19 protein-coding genes and 2 tRNA genes are annotated in these 25,428 nt (G+C 64.6%); 9 read left to right on the forward strand and 12 right to left on the reverse strand.

Translation table 11 applies throughout. The annotated features are described in order from the left end of the window. Positions 1-151: 151 nt before the first annotated feature. The 5 genes from tig to XI04_RS21855 all read left to right on the forward strand — a co-directional run bounded on the left by tig (position 152) and on the right by XI04_RS21855 (position 7,410). A complete protein-coding gene (gene tig / locus XI04_RS21835; protein WP_028141437.1) occupies positions 152-1,513 on the forward strand; it encodes a trigger factor in 1,362 nt (453 codons plus the stop codon). A gap of 305 nt (positions 1,514-1,818) precedes the next feature. Next, positions 1,819-2,454, forward strand: a complete 636-nt coding sequence (locus XI04_RS21840; protein WP_028141438.1) for an ATP-dependent Clp protease proteolytic subunit — start codon at positions 1,819-1,821, stop codon at positions 2,452-2,454. A 457-nt stretch (positions 2,455-2,911) separates the two neighbouring features. Then, on the forward strand, positions 2,912-4,183 hold the full coding sequence (gene clpX, locus XI04_RS21845; protein WP_018320118.1) for an ATP-dependent Clp protease ATP-binding subunit ClpX: 1,272 nt from the start codon (positions 2,912-2,914) through the stop codon (positions 4,181-4,183). A gap of 326 nt (positions 4,184-4,509) precedes the next feature. Further along, positions 4,510-6,933 carry an endopeptidase La gene (gene lon / locus XI04_RS21850; protein ID WP_152102871.1) on the forward strand — a complete coding sequence of 808 codons (2,424 nt, stop codon included), beginning with the start codon at positions 4,510-4,512 and terminating at the stop codon, positions 6,931-6,933. Positions 6,934-7,005: 72 nt separating this feature from the next. Next, complete coding sequence (locus XI04_RS21855; protein WP_038948754.1) at positions 7,006-7,410, forward strand: GFA family protein; 405 nt, start codon at positions 7,006-7,008, stop codon at positions 7,408-7,410. A gap of 155 nt (positions 7,411-7,565) precedes the next feature. Here the strand turns inward: XI04_RS21855 and XI04_RS21860 are convergent. From XI04_RS21860 to XI04_RS21870, 3 genes are all read right to left on the reverse strand, one after another. Continuing rightward, positions 7,566-7,642 (reverse strand) — tRNA-Val (locus tag XI04_RS21860). 118 nt (positions 7,643-7,760) lie between these two features. Further along, positions 7,761-8,123: a hypothetical protein gene (locus XI04_RS21865; protein ID WP_018320121.1), complete on the reverse strand. Its 363-nt coding sequence runs from the start codon at positions 8,121-8,123 to the stop codon at positions 7,761-7,763. Between the two features lie 282 nt (positions 8,124-8,405). Then, a complete protein-coding gene (locus XI04_RS21870) occupies positions 8,406-10,247 on the reverse strand; it encodes a caspase family protein (RefSeq protein ID WP_049806572.1) in 1,842 nt (613 codons plus the stop codon). Positions 10,248-10,368: 121 nt separating this feature from the next. On the opposite strand from XI04_RS21870, the gene XI04_RS21875 reads away from it, so the two are divergent. Further along, positions 10,369-10,442 (forward strand) — tRNA-Phe (locus XI04_RS21875). Between the two features lie 8 nt (positions 10,443-10,450). Here XI04_RS21875 and XI04_RS21880 read toward each other — a convergent pair. Beyond that, a complete protein-coding gene (locus XI04_RS21880) occupies positions 10,451-12,226 on the reverse strand; it encodes a caspase family protein (protein ID WP_271608996.1) in 1,776 nt (591 codons plus the stop codon). Positions 12,227-12,597: 371 nt separating this feature from the next. Here XI04_RS21880 and XI04_RS21885 point away from each other — a divergent pair, with 371 nt between their 5' ends. Together XI04_RS21885 and XI04_RS21890 are read left to right on the forward strand one after the other, a co-directional pair. Then, positions 12,598-13,458 carry a class I SAM-dependent methyltransferase gene (locus XI04_RS21885; RefSeq protein ID WP_028141440.1) on the forward strand — a complete coding sequence of 287 codons (861 nt, stop codon included), beginning with the start codon at positions 12,598-12,600 and terminating at the stop codon, positions 13,456-13,458. 32 nt (positions 13,459-13,490) lie between these two features. Then, positions 13,491-15,140, forward strand: coding sequence for a hypothetical protein (locus XI04_RS21890; protein WP_271608995.1), 1,650 nt, complete (start codon positions 13,491-13,493; stop codon positions 15,138-15,140). Positions 15,141-15,146: 6 nt separating this feature from the next. On the opposite strand, the gene XI04_RS21895 is transcribed toward XI04_RS21890, so the two are convergent. From XI04_RS21895 to XI04_RS21920, 6 genes are all read right to left on the reverse strand, one after another. After that, a complete protein-coding gene (locus XI04_RS21895) occupies positions 15,147-16,115 on the reverse strand; it encodes a cation diffusion facilitator family transporter (RefSeq protein ID WP_271608994.1) in 969 nt (322 codons plus the stop codon). 2 nt (positions 16,116-16,117) lie between these two features. Next, the gene (locus tag XI04_RS21900; protein WP_271608993.1) at positions 16,118-19,336 is read right to left on the reverse strand and encodes an efflux RND transporter permease subunit; all 3,219 of its coding nucleotides are present in this window, start codon (positions 19,334-19,336) and stop codon (positions 16,118-16,120) included. Further along, positions 19,329-20,303 carry a divalent metal ion exporter adaptor subunit IhpB gene (gene ihpB / locus XI04_RS21905; RefSeq protein WP_028141444.1) on the reverse strand — a complete coding sequence of 325 codons (975 nt, stop codon included), beginning with the start codon at positions 20,301-20,303 and terminating at the stop codon, positions 19,329-19,331. The genes XI04_RS21900 and ihpB overlap by 8 nt, the downstream gene beginning before the upstream one ends. Beyond that, complete coding sequence (gene ihpA / locus XI04_RS21910; protein WP_028141445.1) at positions 20,300-21,574, reverse strand: divalent metal ion exporter subunit IhpA; 1,275 nt, start codon at positions 21,572-21,574, stop codon at positions 20,300-20,302. The genes ihpB and ihpA overlap by 4 nt, the downstream gene beginning before the upstream one ends. A gap of 54 nt (positions 21,575-21,628) precedes the next feature. Next, positions 21,629-21,991 carry a hypothetical protein gene (locus XI04_RS21915; protein ID WP_038948747.1) on the reverse strand — a complete coding sequence of 121 codons (363 nt, stop codon included), beginning with the start codon at positions 21,989-21,991 and terminating at the stop codon, positions 21,629-21,631. A 137-nt stretch (positions 21,992-22,128) separates the two neighbouring features. After that, a complete protein-coding gene (locus tag XI04_RS21920) occupies positions 22,129-22,347 on the reverse strand; it encodes a hypothetical protein (protein WP_244429127.1) in 219 nt (72 codons plus the stop codon). 350 nt (positions 22,348-22,697) lie between these two features. Here XI04_RS21920 and XI04_RS21925 point away from each other — a divergent pair, with 350 nt between their 5' ends. Beyond that, on the forward strand, positions 22,698-23,585 hold the full coding sequence (locus XI04_RS21925) for a hypothetical protein (RefSeq protein WP_271608992.1): 888 nt from the start codon (positions 22,698-22,700) through the stop codon (positions 23,583-23,585). Positions 23,586-23,642: 57 nt separating this feature from the next. On the opposite strand, the gene pepT is transcribed toward XI04_RS21925, so the two are convergent. Beyond that, positions 23,643-24,893 (reverse strand): peptidase T, encoded by a 1,251-nt coding sequence (pepT, locus tag XI04_RS21930; RefSeq protein ID WP_028141449.1) that lies wholly within the window; start codon positions 24,891-24,893, stop codon positions 23,643-23,645. 102 nt (positions 24,894-24,995) lie between these two features. Continuing rightward, positions 24,996-25,325, reverse strand: a complete 330-nt coding sequence (locus XI04_RS21935; protein ID WP_038948742.1) for an HU family DNA-binding protein — start codon at positions 25,323-25,325, stop codon at positions 24,996-24,998. Positions 25,326-25,428: the final 103 nt, after the last annotated feature.

Raw genomic sequence — 25,428 nt, forward strand, 5'->3', positions numbered from 1 at the left:
ATTACGAGACCTGCTTTCGCGCGGATGTTTGTCCGCCGGGAGCCGGTTCGATGAAGCACCGGCGTTGAGGCGTTTGCCCCGCGCCGGATCGATTAATGACAGCGTCCCGACGCATGCGCGCCGGGACCGAACGGGAAGAAGATTGGACGCCATGCAGGTCACAGAAACCCTCTCGGAAGGTTTGAAGCACGAGTTCAAGATCAGCGTTCCCGCGTCTGATCTCGACGCCAAGGCCGGCGCCAAGCTCGTCGACCTCAAGGACAAGGTCCGCATCAACGGCTTCCGCCCCGGCAAGGTGCCGGTCACTCACCTGAAGAAGGTCTACGGCCGCTCGGTGATGGCCGAGACCATCGACCAGACCATCCGCGACACCAATACGCAGCTGTTCTCCGAGCGCGGCTTCCGCCTTGCGACCGAGCCGAAGATCACCATGCCGAGCGAGCAGGCCGAGGTCGAGGAGCTGCTGAGCGGCAAGACCGATCTGACCTACACGGTCGCGATCGAGGTGGTGCCGGCGATCGCGCTCGCCGACTTCAAGACCTTCCAGGTCGAGAAGCCCGTGGCCGACGTCACCGACGCCGACGTCGACGAGGCGATCAAGCGCATCGCTGATACCAACCGCGGCTATGCCGCGAAGGCCGAGGGCGCCAAGGCCGAGTCGGGTGACCGCGTCACCATCAACTTCAAGGGCTCCATCAACGGCGAAGTCTTCGAGGGCGGCACCGGCGAAGGCATCCAGGTCGTGATCGGCTCCAACACCTTCATTCCCGGCTTCGAGGAGCAGCTGACCGGCATCGGCGCGGGCGAGACCCGCACGCTGAAGGTGTCGTTCCCGAAGAACTACATGAACGACAAGCTCGCCGGCCAGCCCGCCGAGTTCGAGACCACCGCGACCTCGATCGAGGCGCCGCAGGACATCGCGATCGACGACGAGTTCGCCAAGACGCTTGGCCTCGAATCGCTGGACAAGCTCAAGGAAGCCGCGCGCGAGCGTCTGAACGTCGAGTTCGCCGGCGCGACGCGCCAGCGCGTCAAGCGCGCGCTGCTCGACCGCCTCGACGAAGCCCATCGCTTCGAGGCGCCGCCCTCGCTGGTCGACGAGGAGTTCAATCTCATGTGGAACTCGGTCAAGGCCGAGATGGACTCCGCGGGCAAGACCTTTGCCGACGAGGACACCACTGAGGACGCCGCCAAGGAAGAGTACCGCAAGATCGCCGACCGCCGCGTGCGGCTCGGTCTCGTGCTCTCCGAGATCGGCGAGAAGAACAAGATCACCGTGACCGACGACGAGGTCGGCCGCGCCGTGATCGAGCGCGCCCGCTCGATGCCCGGCCGCGAGAAGGAAGTCTGGGACTATTACCGCAGCAACGCCCAGGCGTTGGCCCAGCTCCGTGCACCGATCTATGAGGACAAGGTCGTCGACTTCATCCTCGAGCTCGCCAACGTGACCGAGAAGAAGGTCTCGCGCGAGGACCTCTACAAGGACGACGAGGCGGAAAAGACCGCAGCCTGAGGCCCGTTCCGATACCATCGGAATGGGGCTCTGAGGCAGCCATCCATTAAGGATGATCGGCAAAGAGGCCCAGCTAGCCAGATGGCCGGCTGGGCCTCTTCGTACGAATCAGCTTCAACTGCCCCGCGGATTAAGCCTTAATGCGCTCCGCACTTGTCAGGTGCGAATTGGGCTATATCTGTCGGTACGCCTTCTACCTCTACCAAGTTCCTGCATCACGGGACGTCCATCGGCCTTCAGCAGATCCAGCCCAAACTGGCAGTCAAGACTGGCGATGTCCGCCTCTTAAAAACCCTAGGTGACTCATGCGCGATCCGGTTGAAACCTACATGAACCTCGTGCCCATGGTGGTCGAGCAGACCAACCGTGGCGAGCGCGCCTACGACATCTTCTCGCGCCTCTTGAAGGAGCGCATCATCTTCCTGACCGGTCCGGTCGAGGACGGCATGTCGACGCTGGTCGTCGCACAGTTGTTGTTCCTCGAGGCGGAAAATCCGAAGAAGGAAATCTCGATGTACATCAACTCGCCGGGCGGCGTGGTGACGTCGGGCCTTGCGATCTACGACACCATGCAGTTCATCCGCCCGCCGGTCTCGACGCTGTGCACGGGGCAGGCGGCCTCGATGGGCTCGCTGCTGCTCGCCGCCGGCGAGAAGGACATGCGCTTCTCGCTGCCGAACGCGCGCATCATGGTGCATCAACCCTCCGGCGGCTTCCAGGGCCAGGCCACCGACATCATGCTGCATGCGCAGGAAATCCTGAACCTGAAGAAGCGGCTCAACGAGATCTACGTGAAGCACACCGGCCAGACCTACAAGGCGATCGAGGACGCGCTGGAACGCGACAAGTTCCTGACCGCGAACGACGCCAAGGAGTTCGGCCTGGTCGACAGGGTCATCGACAAGCGTGCCGAGGAACCGGCGGCGGCGAAGACCCCGTAGCACTACTGGGGCTGCGGCGATCCCTTGTTAGACCCTCGGGCATCGCCGGGCACCATCAGGGCGGCGTTCACGTTTAGGACGCGTGTGCGCGTCGCAAAACGGTATTTTGCGCCCTGCGGCAAGCAGAAGGTTCCGCTTTCGTGCTTGTTTTTCGTGGCAATCCAGCAACGCCGGGGTGATTTCGATCACTTCGCCCGTGCCAAGACCGGAAATCACGGTATTGTCACGGGTAGCCGGCGACCCCCGATTAGCGAATTCTTGATAGTCGGGTGACAGCATGGTTGGCTACGAATGATCGGCTAAGATCGCGGAGAATCGAGTGACCGTGATTCGCACGGGATGTAACGCGTAGGGTCTTTTTTGGTACGGAATTTGCTCTACTTAAGCTTCATGCCGACCATCGTGTCGGAATGGAGCGATCGAGCGGAACGGGATCGAACCGCGGACGGAGACATGAATGAGTAAGGTCGGCACGAGCGACTCCAAGAACACGCTATATTGCTCGTTCTGCGGCAAGAGCCAGCACGAAGTCCGCAAACTGATCGCGGGTCCCACGGTCTTCATCTGCGACGAGTGCGTCGAGCTCTGCATGGACATCATCCGCGAGGAGAACAAATCCTCGCTGGTCAAGTCGCGCGACGGCATTCCGACGCCGAAGGAAATCTGCAAGGTCCTGGACGACTACGTGATCGGCCAGAGCCATGCGAAGAAGGTCCTGTCGGTCGCGGTGCACAACCACTACAAGCGCCTCAACCACCAGACCAAGCACAACGACGTCGAGCTCGCGAAGTCGAACATCCTGCTGATCGGTCCGACCGGCTCGGGCAAGACGCTGCTCGCGCAGACGCTCGCCCGCATCCTGGACGTGCCGTTCACCATGGCCGATGCGACGACGCTGACCGAGGCCGGCTATGTCGGTGAGGACGTCGAGAACATCATCCTGAAGCTGCTCCAGGCCGCCGACTACAACGTCGAGCGCGCCCAGCGCGGCATCGTCTACATCGACGAAATCGACAAGATCAGCCGCAAGTCCGACAATCCCTCGATCACGCGCGACGTGTCGGGTGAGGGCGTGCAGCAGGCGCTGCTCAAGATCATGGAAGGCACGGTGGCTTCGGTCCCGCCGCAGGGCGGCCGCAAGCATCCGCAGCAGGAGTTCCTGCAGGTGGATACCACCAACATCCTGTTCATCTGCGGCGGTGCCTTCGCCGGCCTCGAGAAGATCATCTCGGCGCGCGGACGATCGACCTCGATCGGCTTCGCAGCCCAGGTGATGGCGCCCGAAGACCGCCGGACCGGCGAGATCTTCCGTCACGTCGAGCCTGAGGACCTCCTGAAGTACGGCCTCATCCCCGAGTTCGTCGGCCGTCTGCCGGTCGTGGCGACGCTCGAGGACCTCGATGAGACCTCGCTGAAGAAGATCCTCACCGAGCCGAAGAACGCGCTGGTGAAACAGTACCAGCGGCTGTTCGAGATGGAGAACATCGAGCTGACCTTCGCCGACGAGGCGCTTGGCGCGGTTGCCCGCAAGGCGATCGAGCGCAAGACCGGTGCGCGCGGATTGCGTTCGATCCTCGAGGCGATCCTGCTCGAGACCATGTTCGATCTGCCGGGCCTGGAAGGTGTGGAAGAGGTCGTGATTTCGCGCGAAGTCGTGGAAGGAACGGCGCGTCCGCTCTACATCTACGCCGATCGGTCCGATCGCGCCGTCGAGAACGCCAGCGCCTGATCTTTCGGCGCTGGAACGCCCCAATTGTATCCTCAAAGTGGGCTGCGGAAGTGTATCTCCGCAGCCGATGTTGCGTCGCTTACCGCGTTGCGTAAGCGCCTGATGGCGCGCGTTTTTCAATGACTTGACACCCCCCGGGTCGATAGCCACCTAATGTCGGCGGCGAGCGAAAATTCTCTTCCAGATTCGCCTCAGTTCCGATCCGGCGAGCCGGTCCAACGCGAAAAACGGACCGATCGGTTTTGCGGATCACCTCGGCACCTTGTGGCGGTTGCGCATGAGCATGGCGGGCTGCGTGCAAGGGGGCAAAGCAAAAGGAAAAGGCCATGACTAATCCAAAACCCAGGCCAACCATCGTTCATGGCGAAACGCACGCCTATCCCGTGCTGCCGCTGCGCGACATCGTCGTCTTCCCGCACATGATCGTTCCGCTCTTCGTCGGTCGCGAGAAGTCGATCCGCGCGCTCGAAGAGGTGATGAAGAACGACGCGCTGATCATGCTCGCGACGCAGAAGAACGCGTCCGACGATGATCCGGCGCCCGACTCCATTTACGAGACCGGTACGCTTGCCAGCGTGCTGCAGCTCTTGAAGCTTCCCGACGGCACCGTGAAGGTGCTGGTCGAAGGGCTCGAGCGTGCGCGCGTGCAGAAATACACCGATCGCGCCGACTATTACGAAGCGACCGCCGTTGCGCTGGCCGACACCGATGCGAAGTCGGTCGAGGCGGAAGCGCTGTCGCGCTCGGTCGTGTCCGACTTCGAGAGCTATGTGAAGCTCAACAAGAAGATCTCGGCCGAGGTCGTCGGCGTCGTGCAGGCGATCACCGATTTCGCCAAGCTCGCCGACACCGTTGCCTCGCATCTCGCCGTCAAGATCGCGGATCGCCAGGGTATCCTGGAGACGCTGTCCGTCACCACGCGCCTGGAGAAGGTGCTGGGCCTGATGGAGAGCGAGATCTCGGTGCTGCAGGTCGAGAAGCGGATTCGTTCTCGTGTCAAACGACAAATGGAGAAGACCCAGCGCGAGTACTATCTCAACGAGCAGATGAAGGCGATCCAGAAGGAGCTCGGCGACGACGACGGTCGCGACGAGCTCGCCGATCTCGAAGAGAAGATCGCCAAGACCAAGCTCTCCAAGGAAGCCCGCGAGAAGGCGCAGCATGAATTGAAGAAGCTGCGCCAGATGTCGCCGATGTCCGCGGAAGCGACCGTCGTGCGCAACTATCTGGATTGGCTGCTGTCGATCCCGTGGAACAAGAAGTCCAAGGTGAAGAAGGACCTGGAATCGGCGCAGGCCATCCTGGACTCCGATCACTACGGGCTGGAGAAGGTCAAGGAGCGCATCGTCGAGTATCTCGCCGTGCAGTCGCGCGCCAACAAGCTCACGGGCCCGATCCTGTGCCTGGTCGGGCCTCCCGGCGTCGGCAAGACCTCGCTCGGCAAGTCGATCGCGAAGGCGACGGGGCGCGAATTCGTGCGCGTCTCGCTCGGCGGCGTGCGCGACGAGGCCGAGATCCGCGGTCACCGCCGCACCTATATCGGCTCGATGCCCGGCAAGATCATCCAGTCGATGCGCAAGGCGAAGTCGTCCAATCCGCTGTTCCTGCTGGACGAGATCGACAAGATGGGCGCCGATTTCCGCGGCGATCCGTCCTCGGCTCTGCTCGAGGTCCTCGACCCCGAGCAGAACGGCACCTTCAACGACCACTATCTCGAGGTCGACTACGATCTATCCAACGTGATGTTCATCACGACCGCGAATACGCTCAATATTCCCGGGCCGCTGATGGACCGCATGGAGATCATCCGGATCGCGGGCTACACCGAGAACGAGAAGGTCGAGATCGCGCGCAAGCATCTGATCCCGAACGCGGTGTCCAAGCATGGCCTGGACTCCAAGGAGTTCTCGATCGACGACGACGCGCTGCTGCTTTTGATCCGCCGCTACACCCGCGAAGCGGGCGTGCGTAATCTGGAGCGTGAGCTCTCCACACTCGCCCGCAAGGCGGTGAAGGAGCTGATGATCTCCAAGAAGAAGTCGGTCAAGGTCACCGAGAAGACTCTGGAAGAGCTGCTCGGCGTGCCGAAGTACCGCTTCGGCGAGATCGAGAGCGAGCCGCAGGTCGGCATCGTTACCGGCCTTGCCTGGACCGATGTCGGCGGTGAGCTGCTCACCATCGAAGGCGTCATGATGCCCGGCAAGGGCAAGATGACGGTCACGGGCAATCTGCGCGACGTGATGAAGGAGTCGATTTCGGCGGCGGCGTCCTACGTCCGCTCGCGTGCGATCAACTACGGCATCGAGCCGCCGATGTTCGACCGCCGTGACATCCACGTGCACGTGCCTGAGGGCGCGACGCCGAAGGACGGCCCGTCCGCGGGCGTCGCCATGGCCACCGCGATCATCTCGGTCATGACCGGCATCCCGGTGCGCCACGATGTCGCGATGACCGGCGAGATCACGCTGCGCGGCCGCGTGCTGCCGATCGGCGGCCTGAAGGAGAAGCTGCTGGCTGCGGCCCGCGGCGGCATCAAGACGGTGCTGATCCCCGAGGACAACGCCAAGGATCTCACGGAGATTTCCGATGCGATCAAGGGCGGCATGGAGATCATCCCGGTCTCGCGCCTCGACGACGTCGTCGCCAAGGCGCTGGTGAAGAAGCCTGTGCCGATCGTCTGGGAAGAGGACACCAAGGTGACGGTGAAGCCGGACGGCGATGAAGCCGCCGGCGGCCTGACCGCTCACTGAGGTTCAGCGAAAAGATGATAGAACGGCGCCTTCGGGCGCCGTTTTTGTTTTGGGGGCAAGGGGAGGAGGGCGATGCACGTCGACGGGCAATGCCATTGCGGGACAATCACCTTCGAGGCCGAGGTCGATCCGGAGGAGGTCTCGGTCTGTCACTGCACCGATTGCCAGACGCTGACCGGCTCGCCGTTCCGGGTGACGGCCGTCTGCTCCGGCGTTGATGTCCGCCTGACCGGCGGCACGCCCAAGGTCTACGGCAAGCGCGGCGACAACGGCCGGATGCGCTTCCAGCACTTCTGCGCCGATTGCGGTTCCCCGCTGTTCACCAGCGGCGAGGGCGATGAGGCCGACGATTGGGGCATCCGCTGGGGCTCTATCCGCCAGCGCGACAAATTGCGCCCCGTCAGGCAGATCTGGTGCCAGTCGGCGGCGGTATGGATCGACGCGGTGCCGCTGCTGCCGGGGAGGCCGCAGGATTGAGGTTGGCTTGCCGAGCCGAAGCTCGCGGCTCAAAGCCCGCCTTCGCCCGTTGGGCTTCGGCGCGGCAGCCTTCGCTCACTTCGCGCCACGAGCACGAATGCTGGCCTGCCGAGTTGCCGGCTTGCCCAGCCGAAGCTCGCGAAGCGAGCGAAGGCTGGTGGGCGGTCACGGATTCGAACCGCGGACCCTCTCGGTGTAAACGAGATGCTCTAACCAGCTGAGCTAACCGCCCCACGGCGCCTCTTTAGCGCCTCGGCGGGTGTCGGAGCAAGGGCCGAGCGCGCCCGAAGAGGCGGCGATCGTGCTCGCCGCCGCTGCGCAACGCCTCGGCCCGGAACCCCGCCTGATTGTCAGGCTGTCTTGGTGAACATCGTCAGGACACCATCGGCGATGTTGATCGCGACGACTTGTGACGAGCTCAAGCCCTTGGCCTTGAGCACGGAGGCTGCTTGCGGTGTGGCGTCGATGGACTGCCGGAGCGACTGGATGTCCTTGTCGCTTGTGTGCGCCACGAGTTCATCGACCTTCGCGCGCACGGCCGGCTGCAATTCCTTGACGTCCACAACCTGTATGCTCCGGATCTCGGTGCTGGACTGCGTGGACGGCTGTTCCGCGCCGGGTTGCGACGATGCGCCCTGTGCCTGCACCAGAGCCGGTGTTCCGAGACAGAGAGCTGCAACGATGACGGATGCCGTGAAGCTGCGCATGGTCATGCCTTTTCCAGTTTGAGGAACGGCGAAACCTATCGACGAAATCTGGTTGGCATCTGATTCCGATGTGGCCGTTCGGTGAAACCAATGCGGCCGTAATGCGCACGGATGAGACCGGCTGCGCCGGGTCTGGTGATGTCTACGGCAAGGGGTTAGCTCAGCTGGTTAGAGCATCTCGTTTACACCGAGAGGGTCCGCGGTTCGATTCCGTGACCGAAAGTGAAGAACAGCCAACTCTGGGGCCGAAAAATTCGACCCGGCTAAACTCCTGAAGCTGCCGAAGAGTTAGGGACACACTTCCCTGTATCCGACCGATCCCGCACCCGACGAGCTCCCACTCTCGACCCGGCATCCCGATTTGACCGGACGACAGCCTGCGTTGCCGCATATAAGCTGCCCGCTTGCCTGAGGCTTGGATGGTTTGGCTTCCGTTTGCTTGCGCTCAGTATCCCGCTTCTTGGCGTCCTCGCGCGTCGCGACCGGCTTCTTGTCCTGCACCTTCTCGCATTCATTGTCGTCATTGACGCGGTAGCCGGCGCGGCAGGCGATCTTGGTGCAGGTGTCGCCGTCTGCCCTGAAGCCGCGGTCGCAGATCAGCGGACAGACGCGGCCGGGCTTCGCCTTGATCGCGTCCAGCGCATCGAAGCTTGCAAGCTTGGCGTCGAATTTGGTGCCAGCATATTTGTTGAACAGCGCCAGCGAACGCTGTGATGAGGCATTCCAATCGCCGTCTGCGGAAGCTGTCAGACAGCCGACACGGCGGAGCTCCGACTGAACCAGCTTCGTCGTTTCCTGCGGCGACATTGTCGGCGGGGTCGAAGAGGGCGCTATCGCTGCGACCTTCTGCTCCGCGCTGGCAGAGGCTTGTTTCTCCGCGGCCAGCTTGGCGGCCGTCTCGGCGGTGGCCTTGTCGTTCGCCAGCTTCTCGGCGAGCGCCTTCTCCGCGGCCAGCTTCTCGGCGAGGGCCTTCGCCGCTGCCGCCTCGGCGTCCTTCCGGCGCTGCTCCGCTGCGGCGGCCTTGGCTTCCTCGACCTGCTTGGCCTTCTCGGCCGCAAGACGCTTCTCCTCGGCCGCCTTGGCCGCGGCCGCCGCCTTCTCCTGCTCGGCCTTGGTGGCGCGCTCGGCTGCGAGCCGGGCCTTCTCCTCTTCCGCCTGCCGAGCCTTGTCCGCCGTGGTCGCGCGGGTTTCTTCGGCAGCGATCTTGTTCAACTGGCCTTTGGCAAGATCGGTATAGAAGCTACTCGGAAAGCGGTTGAGGAAGGCTGTCCAGCCGTCACGCGTACCGAGCTGAAGCGCCAGTTCGTAGTCGCGCCGGATCTCACTGTCGGGGTTGGCCTGGGGGCCGGCGACGACCGGTTTCGTCGCAACCAGCGGCACGTCGTCGCCGCCCAGCGAGCCATAGACATAGGGCTCCTGCTTGTAGCCGGTGTTCTTGAGGACATCGTCGCGCACGAAGCCGAAGGCCTTGCGCAGGTCGAGCCCCGGCGTCGGCAGGCGTTCGACCAGCGCTGCGGCAAACGGGCTGTTTTTGGCGTCGCCGTCCGAAGCGGTCGAGCCCGCCTTCGCCGCGAAGGCGACCATGGTGTTCGGGCTGGTCGGCTCGACCTTGGCGAGGCCGCGGCCGATGGCGCGCGCGGCGATCGTGCGCTTCATGGTCTTGGCAAAGGGATTGTCGCGGCAGGCATCGAGGATGACGAGGCGGAGCTGCTTGGCCGGTTCGACCGCGAACAAAGCGCGGTCCAGCGGCAGCGTCTCGTCGAGGACGTCGCTGTCGGTCTCGAGCGTTGCGTCGGTGGGAATCAGATAGTTGGTGCCGTCGAGCTCGATGCCGTGGCCGGCATAATAGACGACGGCGACGTCGGCCTCACGTGCTTTGCCACCGAAGTCGCGCAGCGCACGCCGCATCTCGGCGGCATTGAGATCGAGCTTGATGTCGACGAGGTCGAATCCGGCCTTCTTCAACATGCCGCCGACCGCGGAGGCGTCGTTCACCGGATTGGCGAGCCTCGGCGCGCTCTTGTAGGCGGAATTGCCCATCACCAGGGCGACGCGCTTTTCCGCGTGCGCCGGGCCGCAGCCCAGGCACAAGACCGTCAATAAAAATAGAAAAAACCGAAACACGCCCATTGCAGCCCCAAATCGCAATGTGACCAGAATAGTCCAGAGCATGCCATCAAGGCAAAGCCCCCTATGTGACCAAAGTCACAGGCGTCCGGGCCAGCCCGCGTGGGGTTAATAGGTGGCGATGGGGTTGGCTCAGCGGGTTAGAGCATCTCGTTGAAACCGGGAGGGTCCGCGGTTCGAATCCGTGACCGCCCACCACCAGCCGATCAGTTGCACACTTCAACCTGATGCGCTGCAGACCCGTACTGGCCTCCGACCCTCAAACGCTCGATTCGACACCCGGGCTTCACTGCCCGGCAGCCGGCGTCGTTGCAGAGGATTTGACCTGATGCTTGCGGCTTCGCCGGTGCGGTTTCGACCTGCCTGCGCTGCTCATCCCGCTTCTTGGGTTCATCGCGCGTGGCGACCGGCTTCTTCTCCTGCACCTTCTCGCATTCGTTGTCGTCATTGACGCGGTAGCCGGCGCGGCAGGCGATCTTGGTGCATGTGTCGCCGTCGGCCTTGAAGCCGTGGTCGCAGATCAGCGGGCAGACGCGCCCCGGCTTGGCCTTGATCGCGTCGAGCGCATCGAAGCTCGCGAGCTTGGCGTCGAATCTGGTGCCGGCGTATTTGTTGAACAGCGTGAGCGATCGCTGTGAAGAGGCATTCCATTCGCCATCCGCAGCGGCGGTCAGACAGCCGACGCGGCGCAGCTCCGATTGGACAAGCTTGGTCATTTCCTGCGGCGACATCTCCGGCGGAGTCGAAGAGGGCGCAACGGCCGCGATCTTCTGCTCCGCATTGCCTGAGGCCTGTTTCTCGGCGGCCTGCTTGTCGGCCAGGGCCTTTGCTGCTGCCGCCTCGGCGTCCTTCCGCCGCTGCTCGGCTGCGGCCGCCTTGGCTTCCTCGATCTGCTTGGCCTTCTCGGCGGCGAGACGCTTGTCCTCGGCCGCCTTGGCCGCGGCTGCCGCCTTCTCCTGCTCGGCCTTGTTGGCGCGCTCGGCGGCGAGGCGGGCCTTCTCCTCTTCCGCCTGCCGGGCCTTGTCTGCCGTGGTCGCACGGGTTTCCTCGGCGGCGATCTTGTTCAACTGGCCTTTGGCGAGATCGGTATAGAAGCCGCTCGGAAAGCGGTTGAGGAAGGCGGTCCATCCGTCGCGTGTCCCAAGCTGAAGCGCCAATTCGTAGTCGCGCCGGATCTCGCTATCGGGATTTGCCTGGGGTCCGGCGACGACAGGTTTCGCCGCAATCAGCGGGACGTCGTCGCCGCCGAGCGAGCCGTAGACATAGGGCTCCTGCTTGTAACCGGTGTTCTTGAGGACGTCGTCACGGACGAAGCCGAACGCCTTGCGAAGGTCAAGGCCGGGTGTCGGCAGCCGTTCGACCAGGGCTGCGGCAAACGGGCTGTTCTTGGAGTCGCCGTCCGAGGCCGTCGAGCCGGCCTTGGCGGCGAAGGCGATCATCGTGTTCGGGCTGGTCGGCTCGACCTTGGCGAGGCCGCGGCCGATGGCGCGCGCGGCCACCGTCCGTTTCATCGTCTTGGCGAACGGATTGTCGCGGCAGGCATCGAGAATGACGAGGCGAAGCTGCTTGGCCGGCTCGATGGCGAACAGCAGCCGATCGAGCGGGAAAGCCTCGTCGAAGACATCGGTATCGGTTTCCAGCGCGGCGTCGGTCGGAACGAGATAATTGTTGCCGTCCAGCTCGATCCCGTGGCCGGCATAATAGATGACGGCGACGTCGGCCTCGCGCGCCTTGCTGCCGAACTCGCGCAGGGCCTTGCGCATGTCGACGACGCTCAGGTCGAGCTTGACGTCCACGGTGTCGAAGCCGGCCTTCCTGAACATGCCTCCGACCAGCGAGGCGTCGTTCACCGGATTGGTCAGCCGGGGCACGCTCTTGTAGGCGGAATTGCCGATGACGAGAGCCACGCGCTTTTCAGCGTGCGCCGATCCGCAGCCCAGGCAGAATATCGTCAGAAAAAATAGAATCCGAATCGTGCCCATTGCAGCCCCAAATCGCAATGTGATCAGAGTAGTCGGAGTATGCCCTGGAGGCAAAGACACCTAATGTGACGAACATCACAGGCGCCCGTACGGGCAATAGGCCAATGTCCGCCCGCAAGTCACAACGGAGGGTTGGCCAATGTGTGCTCTGCTGGATCTCATCTACCGACATGTCTGCCGGGCGTGCCTGCGCGAAGCGCGTCGCATGAGCCGAGGCCGTTCGACCATCGCAATCTCGTAATTCCGGGCCCGGCGCGCGACCCGCCTTGACTCCTTGAAGGGGTGCGCCCGCCATCCCGACGTGGTATCGCCCCTGTGCGGTTGCAAAACCGACGGGATGGGCATCGCGAATGGGAATGACCGGGAACACCATGCAGCAGCCGAGCGGACACGAGCAAAACGCCGACCAGATCGCCTATTGGAACGGCCCGAGCGGCCAGCGCTGGGCCGATCGCCATGCGGCGCAGGAGAGCCTGCTCGGACCGATTGCCGCGGCGCTGATCGACCGCGCCAAGCCGAGGCCCGGGGAGCGCGTCCTCGATGTCGGCTGCGGCTCCGGTGCGACGACGTTCGCGTTCGCCAAGGCGGTGGCGCCCGATGGGTTTGCGCTCGGCCTCGATGTGTCAGAGCCGATGCTGTCCCAGGCGCGCGCGTTCGCGCCAAAAGGCCTGCCGCTCGATTTCGTGCTGGCGGATGCAACGGTGCATCCGTTCGAGCCGGCGAGCTTCGATCTTTTGGCCTCGCGCTTCGGCGTGATGTTCTTTGCCGATCCCATTGCGTCCTTCAGCAACTTGCGGCGCGCGTTGAAGCCGACCGGGCGGCTCGCCTTCGCCTGCTGGCGCGAGCCAAAGGAAAACCCGTGGATGATGGCGCCGCTGATGGCGGTCTACAAGCACGTGCCGAAGATGCCGCCGGTCGGGCCGGAGGAGCCGGGCCCGTTCGCGTTCGCCTCGGAGGAGCGTGTGATGCGCATCCTGAAGGGAGCGGGTTTCGTCGACATGGCGATGGAGCCGCATAATCTGGAGATGGATGTCGCGATCGGTGGCGGCCTCGATGCCGCGGTTGACGGTGCCCTGCAGATCGGTCCCGCCAGCCGCGCGCTGCAGGGACACCCGCCGGAGACGTATGCGGCCGCAAAAGCCTCGATCCGCGAGATGCTCGCGCCGTTCCAGAAGGAGCAGAGCGTCGCGTTGCAGGGCGCGATCTGGATCGTGACCGCGAAGGCGACGTAGTCGCCCCCAACTCCCGGTTGCGAGCATTGAAGATGAATCCAGCACTGAGCCAGCGCACTGGTCTTTGGTCCGCCTTGCCCCGGTGGGCAGTCTCTATTGCGTGGTTCTGGGTCTGGGTTTGCGCAATCGGCCTGGCCTTGATGGTTCATCTTGCTTTCCTGATGAACTGGCCGGATCACTTCATCCATGAGGACAGCGCGGCCTATATCATACAGGCCGAATCCATCCTGAGAGGACAATATCTCGAGGATATGATGAAGCGGCCGTACGGCGTGGCCGCCTTCCTTGTGCTGCTGTCAAAACTGTTCGGCCCGCACATCCTCGTCTTCGTCATCGCGCAGCACCTGATGAGCATCGGCACTGCGCTTTTCGTTGCAGGGATCGTGCGTTTTGCCGGCGCGCCGCGTTTCTTCGCGCTGTTGGCCTTTTGTCTTGCGACGTTGCACGGCCGCATCGTCCACTACGACAACACGATTGGTGCGGAGACGATCTCCAACTTCCTGGTCAGTCTTGCGGCCTTCATCGCCGCGGGCGTCGCATTGAGGAAATGGCCGGCGTTGCCGGCCGCAGCGGCCGTGGGCTTGACGCTCGGCGCCGTGATGACATGCCGGTCGGCGGCGATAGGTCAGGCCGGGGTCATTCTGTTGTGGCTGGTGGTGGTGCTGGACGCAGGGCTCCTGCGCCGGCTTGGCGTGCTTGCACTGGCAGGCGTTTTCGCTTCGGCCGTCTACCTGACGCCGGCGGCGATCAACTTGGCGATCGGCAAACGCCCCGCCGGCAACGAGATCGTGGCCGCGATGGCCTTCGTGGTCGGCTATTCCGGCGATTTCGAGCACGGCGTTCATCTCGACCGGAAGGCGCAGGCGCGGGGATACGTCGAGCAGATGCGGGCTGCGGACACTCCTCAGGGATGGCCGGACACCGGTGTCTATCAGTGGCCGTTCGGCGCGATACACCGGCTGGCGAAGCCCGGCGACAGCGAAGTGGATATCGAGCGGGTCGTGCGTGACATCTTCATCGAAACGCTGACGACGCCGTCGACGCTCTATCGACACCTCACGAAGCACTTTCTCCGGGAAATGTACTTCCTGCTGTTCGACGCAAATTCGGTTGCGCGGCGGACGCCCAATCCGCAGGGCTACGAATATTTCATGGACCGCGACAGGTTCCCGTTCTTTGGCAGCCCGACCGGGTTGAAGTCCGGACAGTTGGTTCACGACTACTACAAACCCTGGTGGCCACTGTCGCGGCTGCTCTCCGCGGATCGGCTTCAGCTCACCCTGAACCGCCTTTTTGCGCGTGGCTACGCGCCCAACTCGGAGCTGGTCGCGCTGTGCTGCGGGGTGGAGGTTTCGACTGAATACGACGATTTCCCGGGTCCGATCTGGTGGCTGTCCGCGGCGACACTCGGCCTCGCTCTCGTGCTTCTGATTGGCGTCCCTGCGAGCCATGCGGGTTTGGTGCGGTGGCCGACCGGCCGCCTTGTTGCCGGCGGTAGCTTGATGATCCTGCTGGCGTTGGCCAGCGCCGCATTTCCGACCTTCCTCGTTTATGGGCTCAATCGCTACGCGTACTACGTCATTCCCTTCCTCGCCGGCTCGAGCGCGATCCTGGGGAGTGTGCTGTTCGATTGGCTCAGGGCCGGGGCCAAGTCCGAGCGGGCCGAGCGCGGCGAGGCATAGACGCGGTCACACCACATCATCCGGCGCCAGCGCGCAGCCATTGTCCGGATGGGTCTCGACCTGAAGCGTGGTGTGGCCGATGCGATGGGTCGTCTTCAGGAGCTGCGCCGTCTCCATCAGGAAGGTATCGCCAGCCCCAGTGGGCATGACGAGGTGGCAGGTCAGCGCCGTCTCGGTGGTCGAGATCGGCCAGACATGGAGATCGTGGATCGCGGACACGCCGGGACGCGCGAGCAAGAACGACCTGATCGCGGCGAGGTCGGTGCCCTTGGGCGCTGCCGCCATCGACATGTCGATGGAGCCGCGCAACAGGCTGGTCGTGCTCCACAGGATGGTGGCGCAGATGACGAGGCTGGTGAGGGGGTCGAGCCAGAGCCAGCCGGTCCAGATGATCAGCGCCGCCGAGACCACGACGCCAAGCGAGACCGCTGCGTCGGCGGCCATGTGCAGATAGGCGCCTTCGACGTTGATGTCGTCCTTGCGGCCGCTCGCAAACAGCATGGCCGTGAAGCCGTTGATGAGGATGCCGATGCCGGCGACCACCATCACCGTGACGCCCGCGACCGGCTCCGGCTCGCGCAGGCGCAGGATCGCCTCCCAGCCGATTGCGCCGGTTGCGACCAGCAGGAACACCGCATTGGCCAGTGCCGCCAGAATGGTGGAGGCGCGAAAACCGTAGGTGAAGCGTCCGCTCGGCGCGCGCCGTGCCGCGATCGAGGCGCCCCAGGCCACGACCAGTCCGAGCACGTCGGACAAATTATGGCCGGCGTCCGCGAGCAGGGCGGTGGAATTGCCGAGATAGCCGTAGACCGCCTCGGCCACGACGAGGGCGGCGTTGAGCGAAATGCCGATCGCGAACGCCTTGCCGAAATTGGCGGGCGCATGGACATGGCCGTGACCGTGGTCGTGACCATGACCAGGACCATGGTCGGCGTGATCATGGTGATGATGACCGTGATGGTCGTGGCTGCCCAATTCTAGCGCTCCCCGGACGTCGCCAAATCAGCTGCCATTGTAGGCGTTTCGTTTGCGACGTCACGGCGGAACAGCACGTAGAGCGCGGGCAGCACCAGCAATGTCAGCACGGTCGAGGAGATGATGCCGCCGATCACCACGGTCGCCAGCGGCCGCTGCACCTCGGCGCCGGCACCGGTCGCGAGCGCCATCGGCACGAAGCCGAGCGAGGCGACCAGCGCGGTCATCAGCACCGGGCGCAGCCGCGTCAGCGCCCCCTCGCGCACGGCGTCCGCGATGGGCCGCCCCTCGCTGCGCAGGCGCTCGATGAAGGCGATGATGACGAGGCCGTTGAGGACAGCGACGCCCGACAGCGCGATGAAGCCGACGCCGGCGCTGATGGAAAGCGGAATACCGCGCAGCAAGAGCGCGGCGACGCCGCCGGTCAGCGCCAGCGGCACGCCGGAAAACACCAGCGCTGCGTCCGCCGCCGACCCCATGCCCATGAACAGCAGCAGGAACACCAGCAGCAGCGCCACCGGCACCACGATCATCAGCCGTTTTGTCGCGGAGACCAACTGCTCGAACTGGCCGCCCCAGCCGATCCAGTAGCCGGGTGGCAGCTTGACCTTCTCCGCGACCGCCGTCTCGGCTTCGGCCACGAAGGAGCCGAGGTCGCGCGCGCGGACATTGGCCGTGACGACGATGCGCCGCTTGCCGTTCTCGCGGCTGATCTGGTTCGGGCCGGGCGTGGCATCCACGGTTGCAACCGACGACAGCGGCACGTAGCGCATCTGGGTGAGCGGGGAGGCGGACAGCGCGGTGCGAACGGCCGTGGCGGTTGCGGCGTCCTCGCCGGGCGGCAGAGGGATCGGGATCGCCCGGATCGCCTCGAGATTGCCGCGTAGATGCTCCGGCAGGCGAACCACGATATCGAAGCGGCGGTCGCCCTCGAACAGCTTGCCGGCCGACTTGCCGCCGACCGCGATCTCGACGATGCCCTGCACCTCACCGACGCTCAGGCCGTAGCGGGCGAGCGCCTGGCGATCGAGGCGGACGGTGAGGATCGGAAGCCCTGCGACCTGCTCGATCTTGACGTCGCTGGCGCCGCGGACGCCGCGGATCGCGGCCTCGACCTGCTTGGCGGCGCCTTGCAGGATGTCGAGGTCATCGCCGAAGATCTTGACGCCGACGTCGCTGCGCACCCCCGAGATCAGCTCGTTGACGCGGAACTGGATCGGCTGGGAGATCTCATAGGCGCTGCCGGGAATGTCGTCGGCGGCCTTGTCGATCGCTTCGATCACCTCCGATTTCGATTTGCCCGGGTCGGGCCATTCGGCGCGCGGCTTCAGCATGATGTAGCCATCCGTCTGCGCCGGCGACATCGGATCGGTCGCGATCTCGGCGGTGCCGATGCGGGTGAAGAACTCCTTCACCTCCGGAATCTGCGTGATGCGCTTTTCCAGCGCCTTCTGCAGGTCCAGCGATTGCGTCAGACTGGTGCCGGGAATCCGGATCGAGGCCAGCGCGACGTCGCCTTCGTCCAGGCTCGGAATGAACTCGCCGCCCATTCGCGAAGCGGCGATGCCGCTTGCGACCACGATGAATGCGGCCATGACGGCGACCGCGAGCCGGTTGTCGATGGCAAAGCGGAGCAGGGGGAGGTAGGCGCGCTTGGCCATGCGCATGAACAGGTTTTCGTGCTCGGACACCTTGCCGGTGACGAAGATGGCGACGGCCGCCGGCACGAAGGTGATGGAGAACAGCACCGCGGCGCCCAGCGCCATCAGCACGGTCAGCGCCATCGGCGTGAACATCTTGCCCTCGACGCCCGTCAGCGTCAGCACGGGCAGATAGACCACGGCGATGATCAGCGTTCCGAACAGGCTCGGCTTGATCACCTCGCTGGACCCGCGCAGGATCGCACGGAGCCGCTCAGAGGTCGTGAGCAGGCCGCCTTTCTCGCGCTGGGCCGCGGCCAGCATGCGCAGGCAATTCTCGACGATGATCACGGCACCGTCGACGATGATGCCAAAGTCGATCGCGCCGAGGCTCATCAGGTTCGCGCTGACTTTCGTCTCGACCATGCCGGTGATCGTCATCGACATGGACAGCGGAATGGCGCAGGCCACCACGAGGGCGGCGCGGATGTTGCCGAGGATCAGGAACAGCACCGCCACCACCAGGGCGGCGCCTTCGAGGAGGTTGTTCCTGACGGTACGGATGGTGGCTTCGACCAGATCGGTGCGGTCGTAGACGGTTCGCGTCACGACGCCATCGGGCAGCGATTTGGCGATGTCCTCGAGCCGGGCCGCGACGCGGCGGGCCACCGTGCGGCTGTTCTCGCCGATCAGCAGCATGGCGGTGCCGAGCACGGTCTCCTCGCCATCGCGCGTCGCGGCGCCCGTGCGCAGATCGCGGCCTTCCGTGACGGTCGCGACATCCCTGATCCTGACGGGATTTCCGCCGCGCGAGCCGATGACGATGTCCTGGATCTCGCTGATATTGCCGACCTGGCCGGGGGAGCGAACCAGATATTGCTCGCCGTTGCGCTCGATATAGCCGGCGCCGACATTGGCGTTGTTGGCGGCGAGCGCCGTCATGACGTCGCGAAAGCCGAGCCGGTAGGCCATCAGTTTGCCCGGGTCCGGCAGCACGTGGAATTGCCGCTCGAAGCCGCCGATGGTGTTGACCTCGATCACCCCTGGCACGTTGCGAAGCTGCGGCTTGATGATCCAGTCCTGCACGGTGCGCAAATCGGTCAACGAATAGTCGTGACCGCCCTGCGTCTTCGCGCCCGTCTTGGCTTCCACGGTGTACATGAAGATCTCGCCGAGCCCGGTCGAGACCGGGCCCATCGCGACCTCGACGCCAGCCGGAAGCTGGTCTTTCACCTGCTGGATGCGTTCGCCGACGAGCTGGCGGGCGAAAAAGATGTCGGTGCCGTCCTTGAAGACGACCGTCACCTGGCTGAGGCCGTAGCGCGACAGCGAGCGGGTATAGTCGAGCTTGGGCAGGCCGCCCATCGCGGTCTCGACGGGGAAGGTGATGCGCTGCTCGGTCTCGAGCGGCGAATAGCCGGGCGCGCGGGTGTTGATCTGAACCTGGATGTTGGTGATGTCAGGCACCGCGTCGATCGGAAGGCGCTGGAAATTCCAGGCCCCGAAAGCAATGGCGCCGAGCGCAAACAGGAGGACCAGCCAGCGCTGATGCAGCGAGACGGCGATGAGGCGCTCAATCATGTTCGGCCTCGCCCTTGCCCATCTCCGCCTTCACGACGAAGCTGTTCTCGGCGACGTAGTGCTCGCCGGCCGACAGGCCGGCCTTGATCTCGACATGGCGCGGATCGGAATCCCCTGTTTCAACCGGGCGTGCCTCGATCTTGTCGCCGTCCTCGCGGACGAACACGATGGTCCGGTTCTCCAGCGTCTGGATCGCGCTGCGGCGTACGGCGACCGCGACGTTGCGCGCGGCGAGGATCAGCCTCGCCGTGACGAACAGGCCGGGCCGCAGGCGGCCATCCGGATTTTGCAGCACCACGCGTGCAAGCGCTGTCTGGGTCTCGCTGGAGCCGATCGGCGCCATGTAGGAGATCGTGCCCTTGATCTCGCCGCGGCCATCGTCGGGATCGATCAGCACCTCGTCGTTGAGGTGGACGCGCCGGAGATCCTGCCGATAGATCGACAGGTCGACCCAGATGGTCGAGAGGTCGGCGACGACGAAGGCCGGCTTCTGTTCGGAGGCATATTCGCCGAGCGAGATTTGTCGCTCGATGATGGTTCCGGCAATGGGAGCTTTCAGCTCGTAGACGGTGAGGCTCTGGTTGCTCTCGATCGCGGCGAGCAGATCGTCCTTGCCGACCTTGTCGCCGATGCGCTTCTGGATCGATTTGGCGAGGCCCGGAAAGCGCGGCGTCACCTGCACCACGGCTTCCTGGTTGGCACGCAGAATGCCATTGAAGGCGAGCGTGTCGGTCAGGGTCGCGCTCGCGGCCTCGGCGAGCGTGACGCCCGCGGCCGCCAGCTTGACGTCGGAGATGCGGATGCGGTCGGCACCGTGCTCATCCTGCTCGACATGGTCGTTCGGCTTCTTTTCGGAATGCTCAGTGTGCTCGGTATGCGCGGGCGTGGCCGGCGCGAGCAGGGAATAGCCGTAAGCGCCGAGCGCGGCGGCAACGATGGCGACGAGAATGGTGGAGGACGTCTTCATCGTGCGCTCTCCCGCGCCAGCGTGAAGGGATTGCCGACGAGACCTTCGATGGTCGCAACGCCTGCGTGGAAATTCTGAAGCGCCTCCTGCTCGCGCAGCCGCGCCTGGGTGACGCTCGCCTCGGCGTCGAGTACCTCGAGCAGGGTGAAGCGGCCCTGGCCGTAGCCTTGCGAAATCGCCTCGGACGCCTCGACGGCCTTGGGAATGGCGGTCTCACGCAGCACGGCGAGCTCGCGCAGCGAGCCCTGCAACGAGTCGTAGGCGCGGCCGGCAATCACGATCAAGGTGTTGCGGTTGGCCTCGCGCTCGGCCTTGGTCTTGGCGAGGCTTTCCTGCGCCGAGAGGATATTGCCCTGGTTCTGGTCGAACACGGGGATCGGCACCGAGAGGGAGAGCCGCACCGCATCGTCATTGGTCTCGTTGAAGTGGCGCCAGCCGGCGGCGATCCGCACGTCCGGATAGGGCTTGAGCCGGGCCAGCAGCAGCTCGGCATTGCGCTGGGCGAAGACGGCGGTCCAGCGCACCAACTGCGGATTGGCATCGATGGCGGCGACCACCGACTGGAACGTCGGCGGCTTGCCCATGGTGTCGAGACGGCCGGAGACCTCGCCGAATTTCGCGGATGCGTCGCCCATCAGCACGGCAAGCTCGCGCCGGGCGCTGGCCAGCGTTGCCTTGAAGCGTTCGCGGTCGGCCTTCACCAGGGCGGAGGCCACTTCGGCGCGGCCAGTCTCGGCCGGCGAGGAGGCGCCGGCCTCGACGCGGCGGCGCAGGAGCGGCGTCAAGCGGTCGATCGCCGCAATCTGCTCGTCGAGGATCTGGATGCGTCGCTGCGCGCCGAGCACGCTGAGGAAGGCGATCGCGGTCTCCGACAGCACCTCCAGCCTGACCGCCTTGCGCTGGATCGCGGCGACCTCGATCCCGGCCGCGCCGGCCGCGATCCGCGCGTCGCGCTTGCCGAACAGCTCAAAGGCCTGGCTGATCTGGAGCGTGGTCTCGGCCGATCGGGTCCCGCGATATTTGCCGGAGCCGAATGAATCGTCCTGCTCGTAGGACAGTTCCGGATTGAGCAGGGCGCCCGCCTGGATGCGCTGGCCCGTGGCGATGCCGACGTCGCGCTCCGCCGCCGTCAGCCGTGGGCTCGCGGCCAGCGCGCGCGACAGCGCGCTCCGCATCGTCAAAGTCTGGGCGTGCGACGGCGCAATCGCCGATCCAGCAATCAGACACGCCACCGCGCACGCCAGGCGCGCGGCCATTCTCCTGCGCAACATAAAACCGACCTGTGAAGGATGAACCTAATGGGCGCGGACGCCCGACCAATCCGTTCAGGCAATATGTTTGGGAGGCGGGGAATCGGTATCGGGGGTAATTCCAGCGAGCCGGGGTACAGGCTGCGGGCTCGATGCGGCTGCAGGCGCGACCGAAACGGCCGCCGGCGGCGGCTGTGTCACCGTCAGCGAGAAGCAGCCATGGCAATGATGTCCGCCGATGGCCTTGTGGTCGCTGTGGCCCGTGGGGCCATCAAGGACCGCTGCGATCTCCGAGCCGCCGCCCGGCGTGGTGACGTCGATGTCGTGCGAGCCATGCAGCGCGCTCGCGAGCAGGTAGGCAACCGCGATCAGCACAGACAGCAGCCCGCGCCAGTTGCGCCGGCGGCAAGTTGCTGAGGGCTGGCGGTTCGCGGGCACGACGTCACTCTGGTTGCGGTCTATGCCCGGCCTAGCATGGGGGTGGGAACAGTGTCGACCTGCAACATTGTTACGTCCCTTGAAGAATTGCCGCAGTGCTGGCCGCAAACGCCAACACGCGTCTCATTGGCGCGTGATCAGGCCCAGTTGAGCGTCGGCTGCTGCTTCGCATGCCACCTCTGGAAGATCGCCGGTGTCGCCGGCTTCGGCCGAGACGATTGCGCAACGGCCGGCTTCCATCGCCGCTCCAGCCATTTGATGGCTTCATTGACCCATCTGTCGTGCTGCTCGGGATCGGCGATCGCCTTTTCCCGAAATGCATCTGCCTGATGAAGGCACGCCGTTCTGCGGTCCACGCGGCTCTCCCCGATCCGGAGGTTCCGCCCCGGTGGCATCCTTTATGATCGCAGAGCCGGCGTCGCTAACATAGGACAGGAAGCGCAAAAGGAAGGCCCCAGCCCGGGGCTGACCGGCTGAGGCCTTCGTGCTCACAATCTTCATCCTTGGGACTCGAACAGGCAACGCCCGTCTCGCCGGTTCGTTCCGCAATTGATGCCGAATTAGGAACGTTCCTCATATCTCGCGATTTAGCGAGCAGGAGAAACTGAGGAGGACGGGACTATGGACGGACTGATTTATCTCATCGGCTTGATCGTCGTGGTCATGGCGATCCTGTCGTTCTTCGGCCTGCGCTGAGAGAACGGCAATGGAAACCCTCGTACGCGACAACATGATGGAGCGCGGTGCCACGGCTGCCGACGACCGCCGGACCATCCAGTGGAGCTCGGTGCTCGCAGGCGCTCTCGCCGCCGGCGCAATGTCGTTCATTCTGGTCGGCTTCGGTGTCGCGGTCGGCTTGGGTGTCAGTTCGGCCTCGCCGACTTGGCGCGATGCCTCGGCGGCGCTGGCGCTGCTCTCCGGGCTCTATCTGATCGTCCAGGCGATCATCAGCTTCGGCTTCGGCGGCTACATCGCTGGCCGGACGACGCGACCGGCGCCTGCGCTTGCAACGATCGAGGATGATGGCGAGCGGCGCGACGGGCTGCATGGCCTGACCGCCTGGGCATTGGCCGTGCTGGCTGGCGCAGCTCTGCTGGCGCTTCTTGGCGCTGCTGCGATCGACCGTTCGCCGATGCGCAGCTCGGCGAGGAATACCTCCGCAGCCGAGCCGCTGCTGAGCTATGAGCTCGACAAGCTGTTCCGCGCGCCCCGCCGCGCGCCAAACACGGATCTGAGGGAAGCCCGCGCCGAAGCGGGGCGTGTCCTCATGACGTCATCCAGCCACAGCGGCGTCAGCGCCGATGACCGGACCTACCTCGTGCAGCAGGTTGCCGCAGTAACGGGACTGGCGGCCCCTGACGCCGAACGGCGCGTCGATGTGCTGATCGCAGACTCGAAGACGGCCATCAACCGCGCGCGGCGCAACGCGATCATCGTGGCCTTCTCGGTCGCAGCCGCGACCCTGATCGGCGCCGCGGTGGCTTGGGCTGCGGCTGTCGCTGGCGGACGGCATCGTGACGGAGAGCCGTTGCCGAACTGGATGGCGAGCTCAAATCGCTTCCACCGCAGCCCGCGCGCAATGCCGGTGCCGTAGGTTCCAAAACAAATGGCCGGGCGCAAGCCCGGCCATAACGGACGCCTGCAGGAAGTTTCAGGCTTTCTCCTCCCAGATCATCGCGAGATGCACGATGGTCTGCACGGCTTTTTCCATGTCCTGCCGGCTGACCCATTCGAGCCGCGAATGAAACGCGTGCTCGCCGGCAAAGATGTTGGGGCAGGGCAGGCCCATGAAAGACAGGCGCGAGCCGTCGGTGCCACCGCGGATCGCGGTGCGCATCGGGCGCAGGCCGGCGCGGCGGATCGCCTCGATAGCGTATTCGAGCACGTGCGGGTGACGGTCGATCACCTGCTTCATGTTGCGGTACTGCTCCCGCACCTCGAACGTGTAGGTCGAGCGCGGATAGTCCTTCATCACGTCCTTGACGATGGTCTCGAGCAGGACCTCCTTCTCCTTCAGCCCTTCCTCGGTGAAGTCGCGGACGATGAACGAGAGCCTCGCCTGTTCCAGCGCACCCTCGATGCCGATCGGATGCAGAAAGCCCTGCTTGCCCGAGGTCGTCTCCGGCGAGCAGCCTTCCTTCGGCAGCCGCTCGACGATGGCGGCCGCGATCTTGATCGCGTGCTCCATCTTGCCCTTGGCGTAGCCGGGATGGGCGCTGACGCCGTTGATGGTGATGGTGGCGCCGTCGGCCGAGAAGGTCTCGTCCTCGACGCAGCCGGCGCTTTCGCCGTCCATGGTGTAGCCGAAATCGGCACCCAGCTTGTTGATGTCGACATTGTCGACGCCGCGGCCGATCTCCTCGTCCGGCGTGAACAGGATCTTGATGGTGCCGTGCTTCACATCGGGATTGTTGATGAAGAAGTGCGCTGCATCCATGATCTCGGCAACCCCCGCCTTGTTGTCGGCGCCCAGCAGCGTGGTGCCGTCGGTGGTGATGATGTCGTTGCCGATCTGGTTCTTCAGCGCGGGATGCTCATTGAAGCGGATCACTTGGCTGGCATCGCCCGGCAGGGTGATGTCGCCGCCGCGATAGTTCCTCAGAACTTGCGGCTTCACGTCCTTGCCGGTGACGTCGGGCGAAGTGTCCATGTGCGAGCAGAAGCAGATCACCGGCACCTTCTTGTCGGTGTTGGCCGGGATCGTTCCGTAGACGTAGCCGTAATCGTCGAGATGGGCGTCCGCGACGCCCATGGCCTTCAGCTCGGCGGCGAGCACGCGGCCGAGATCCTTCTGCTTCTCGGTCGAGGGCGAGTGAGGGGATTCCGGATCGGACTGGGTGTCGATGGTGACGTAGCGCAGGAAGCGCTCGGTCACGGTATGCGAAAAGGTGAGGGAGGACATTTCTGGTCAAACCGCCGGGGTCAGGGAAGCAGCCGGTATACCAGAAAAGCGGGCCGCGTTGCGGCAGGAAGGAGGTGGGATCAGGCTTAACGAAGAGTAGCCTCAGATCGCCTCTTTCAGTTCCTTGACCGGGCGGAAGGTGACCTTCTTGCTGGCCTTGATGTGGATCGGCTCGCCGGTGGCGGGATTACGGCCGGTCCGGGCGGCGCGCTTGCGGACCTGGAGGATGCCGAGCCCGACGATGCGGACCCGGTCGCCCTTCCTGAGGTGCTTGGCGATCAAATCGACCATGTCGGTCAGGACCGCCTCGGCGTGCTTTTTCGACAGATCCTGGCTCTCGGCGATATCGGCGGCGAGCTGCTTGAGCGTGATGGTGGCGGGAGCGGCTACCTTCTTCGCCGAATCCTTCTTGGCCGAATCCTTCTTAGCCATGACTGGCCTCCCCGGTTGTCCAATGACAGGGAATCCCTGGAAAAGCCGAGAATGCGTGGGGATCCCTCTAAGTCCTTTGAGACGTAGACGATTCGGGCGCGGG

Origin of the sequence: Bradyrhizobium sp. CCBAU 11430 (assembly GCF_028128855.1) — a bacterium.
GTDB lineage: Bacteria > Pseudomonadota > Alphaproteobacteria > Rhizobiales > Xanthobacteraceae > Bradyrhizobium > Bradyrhizobium ottawaense.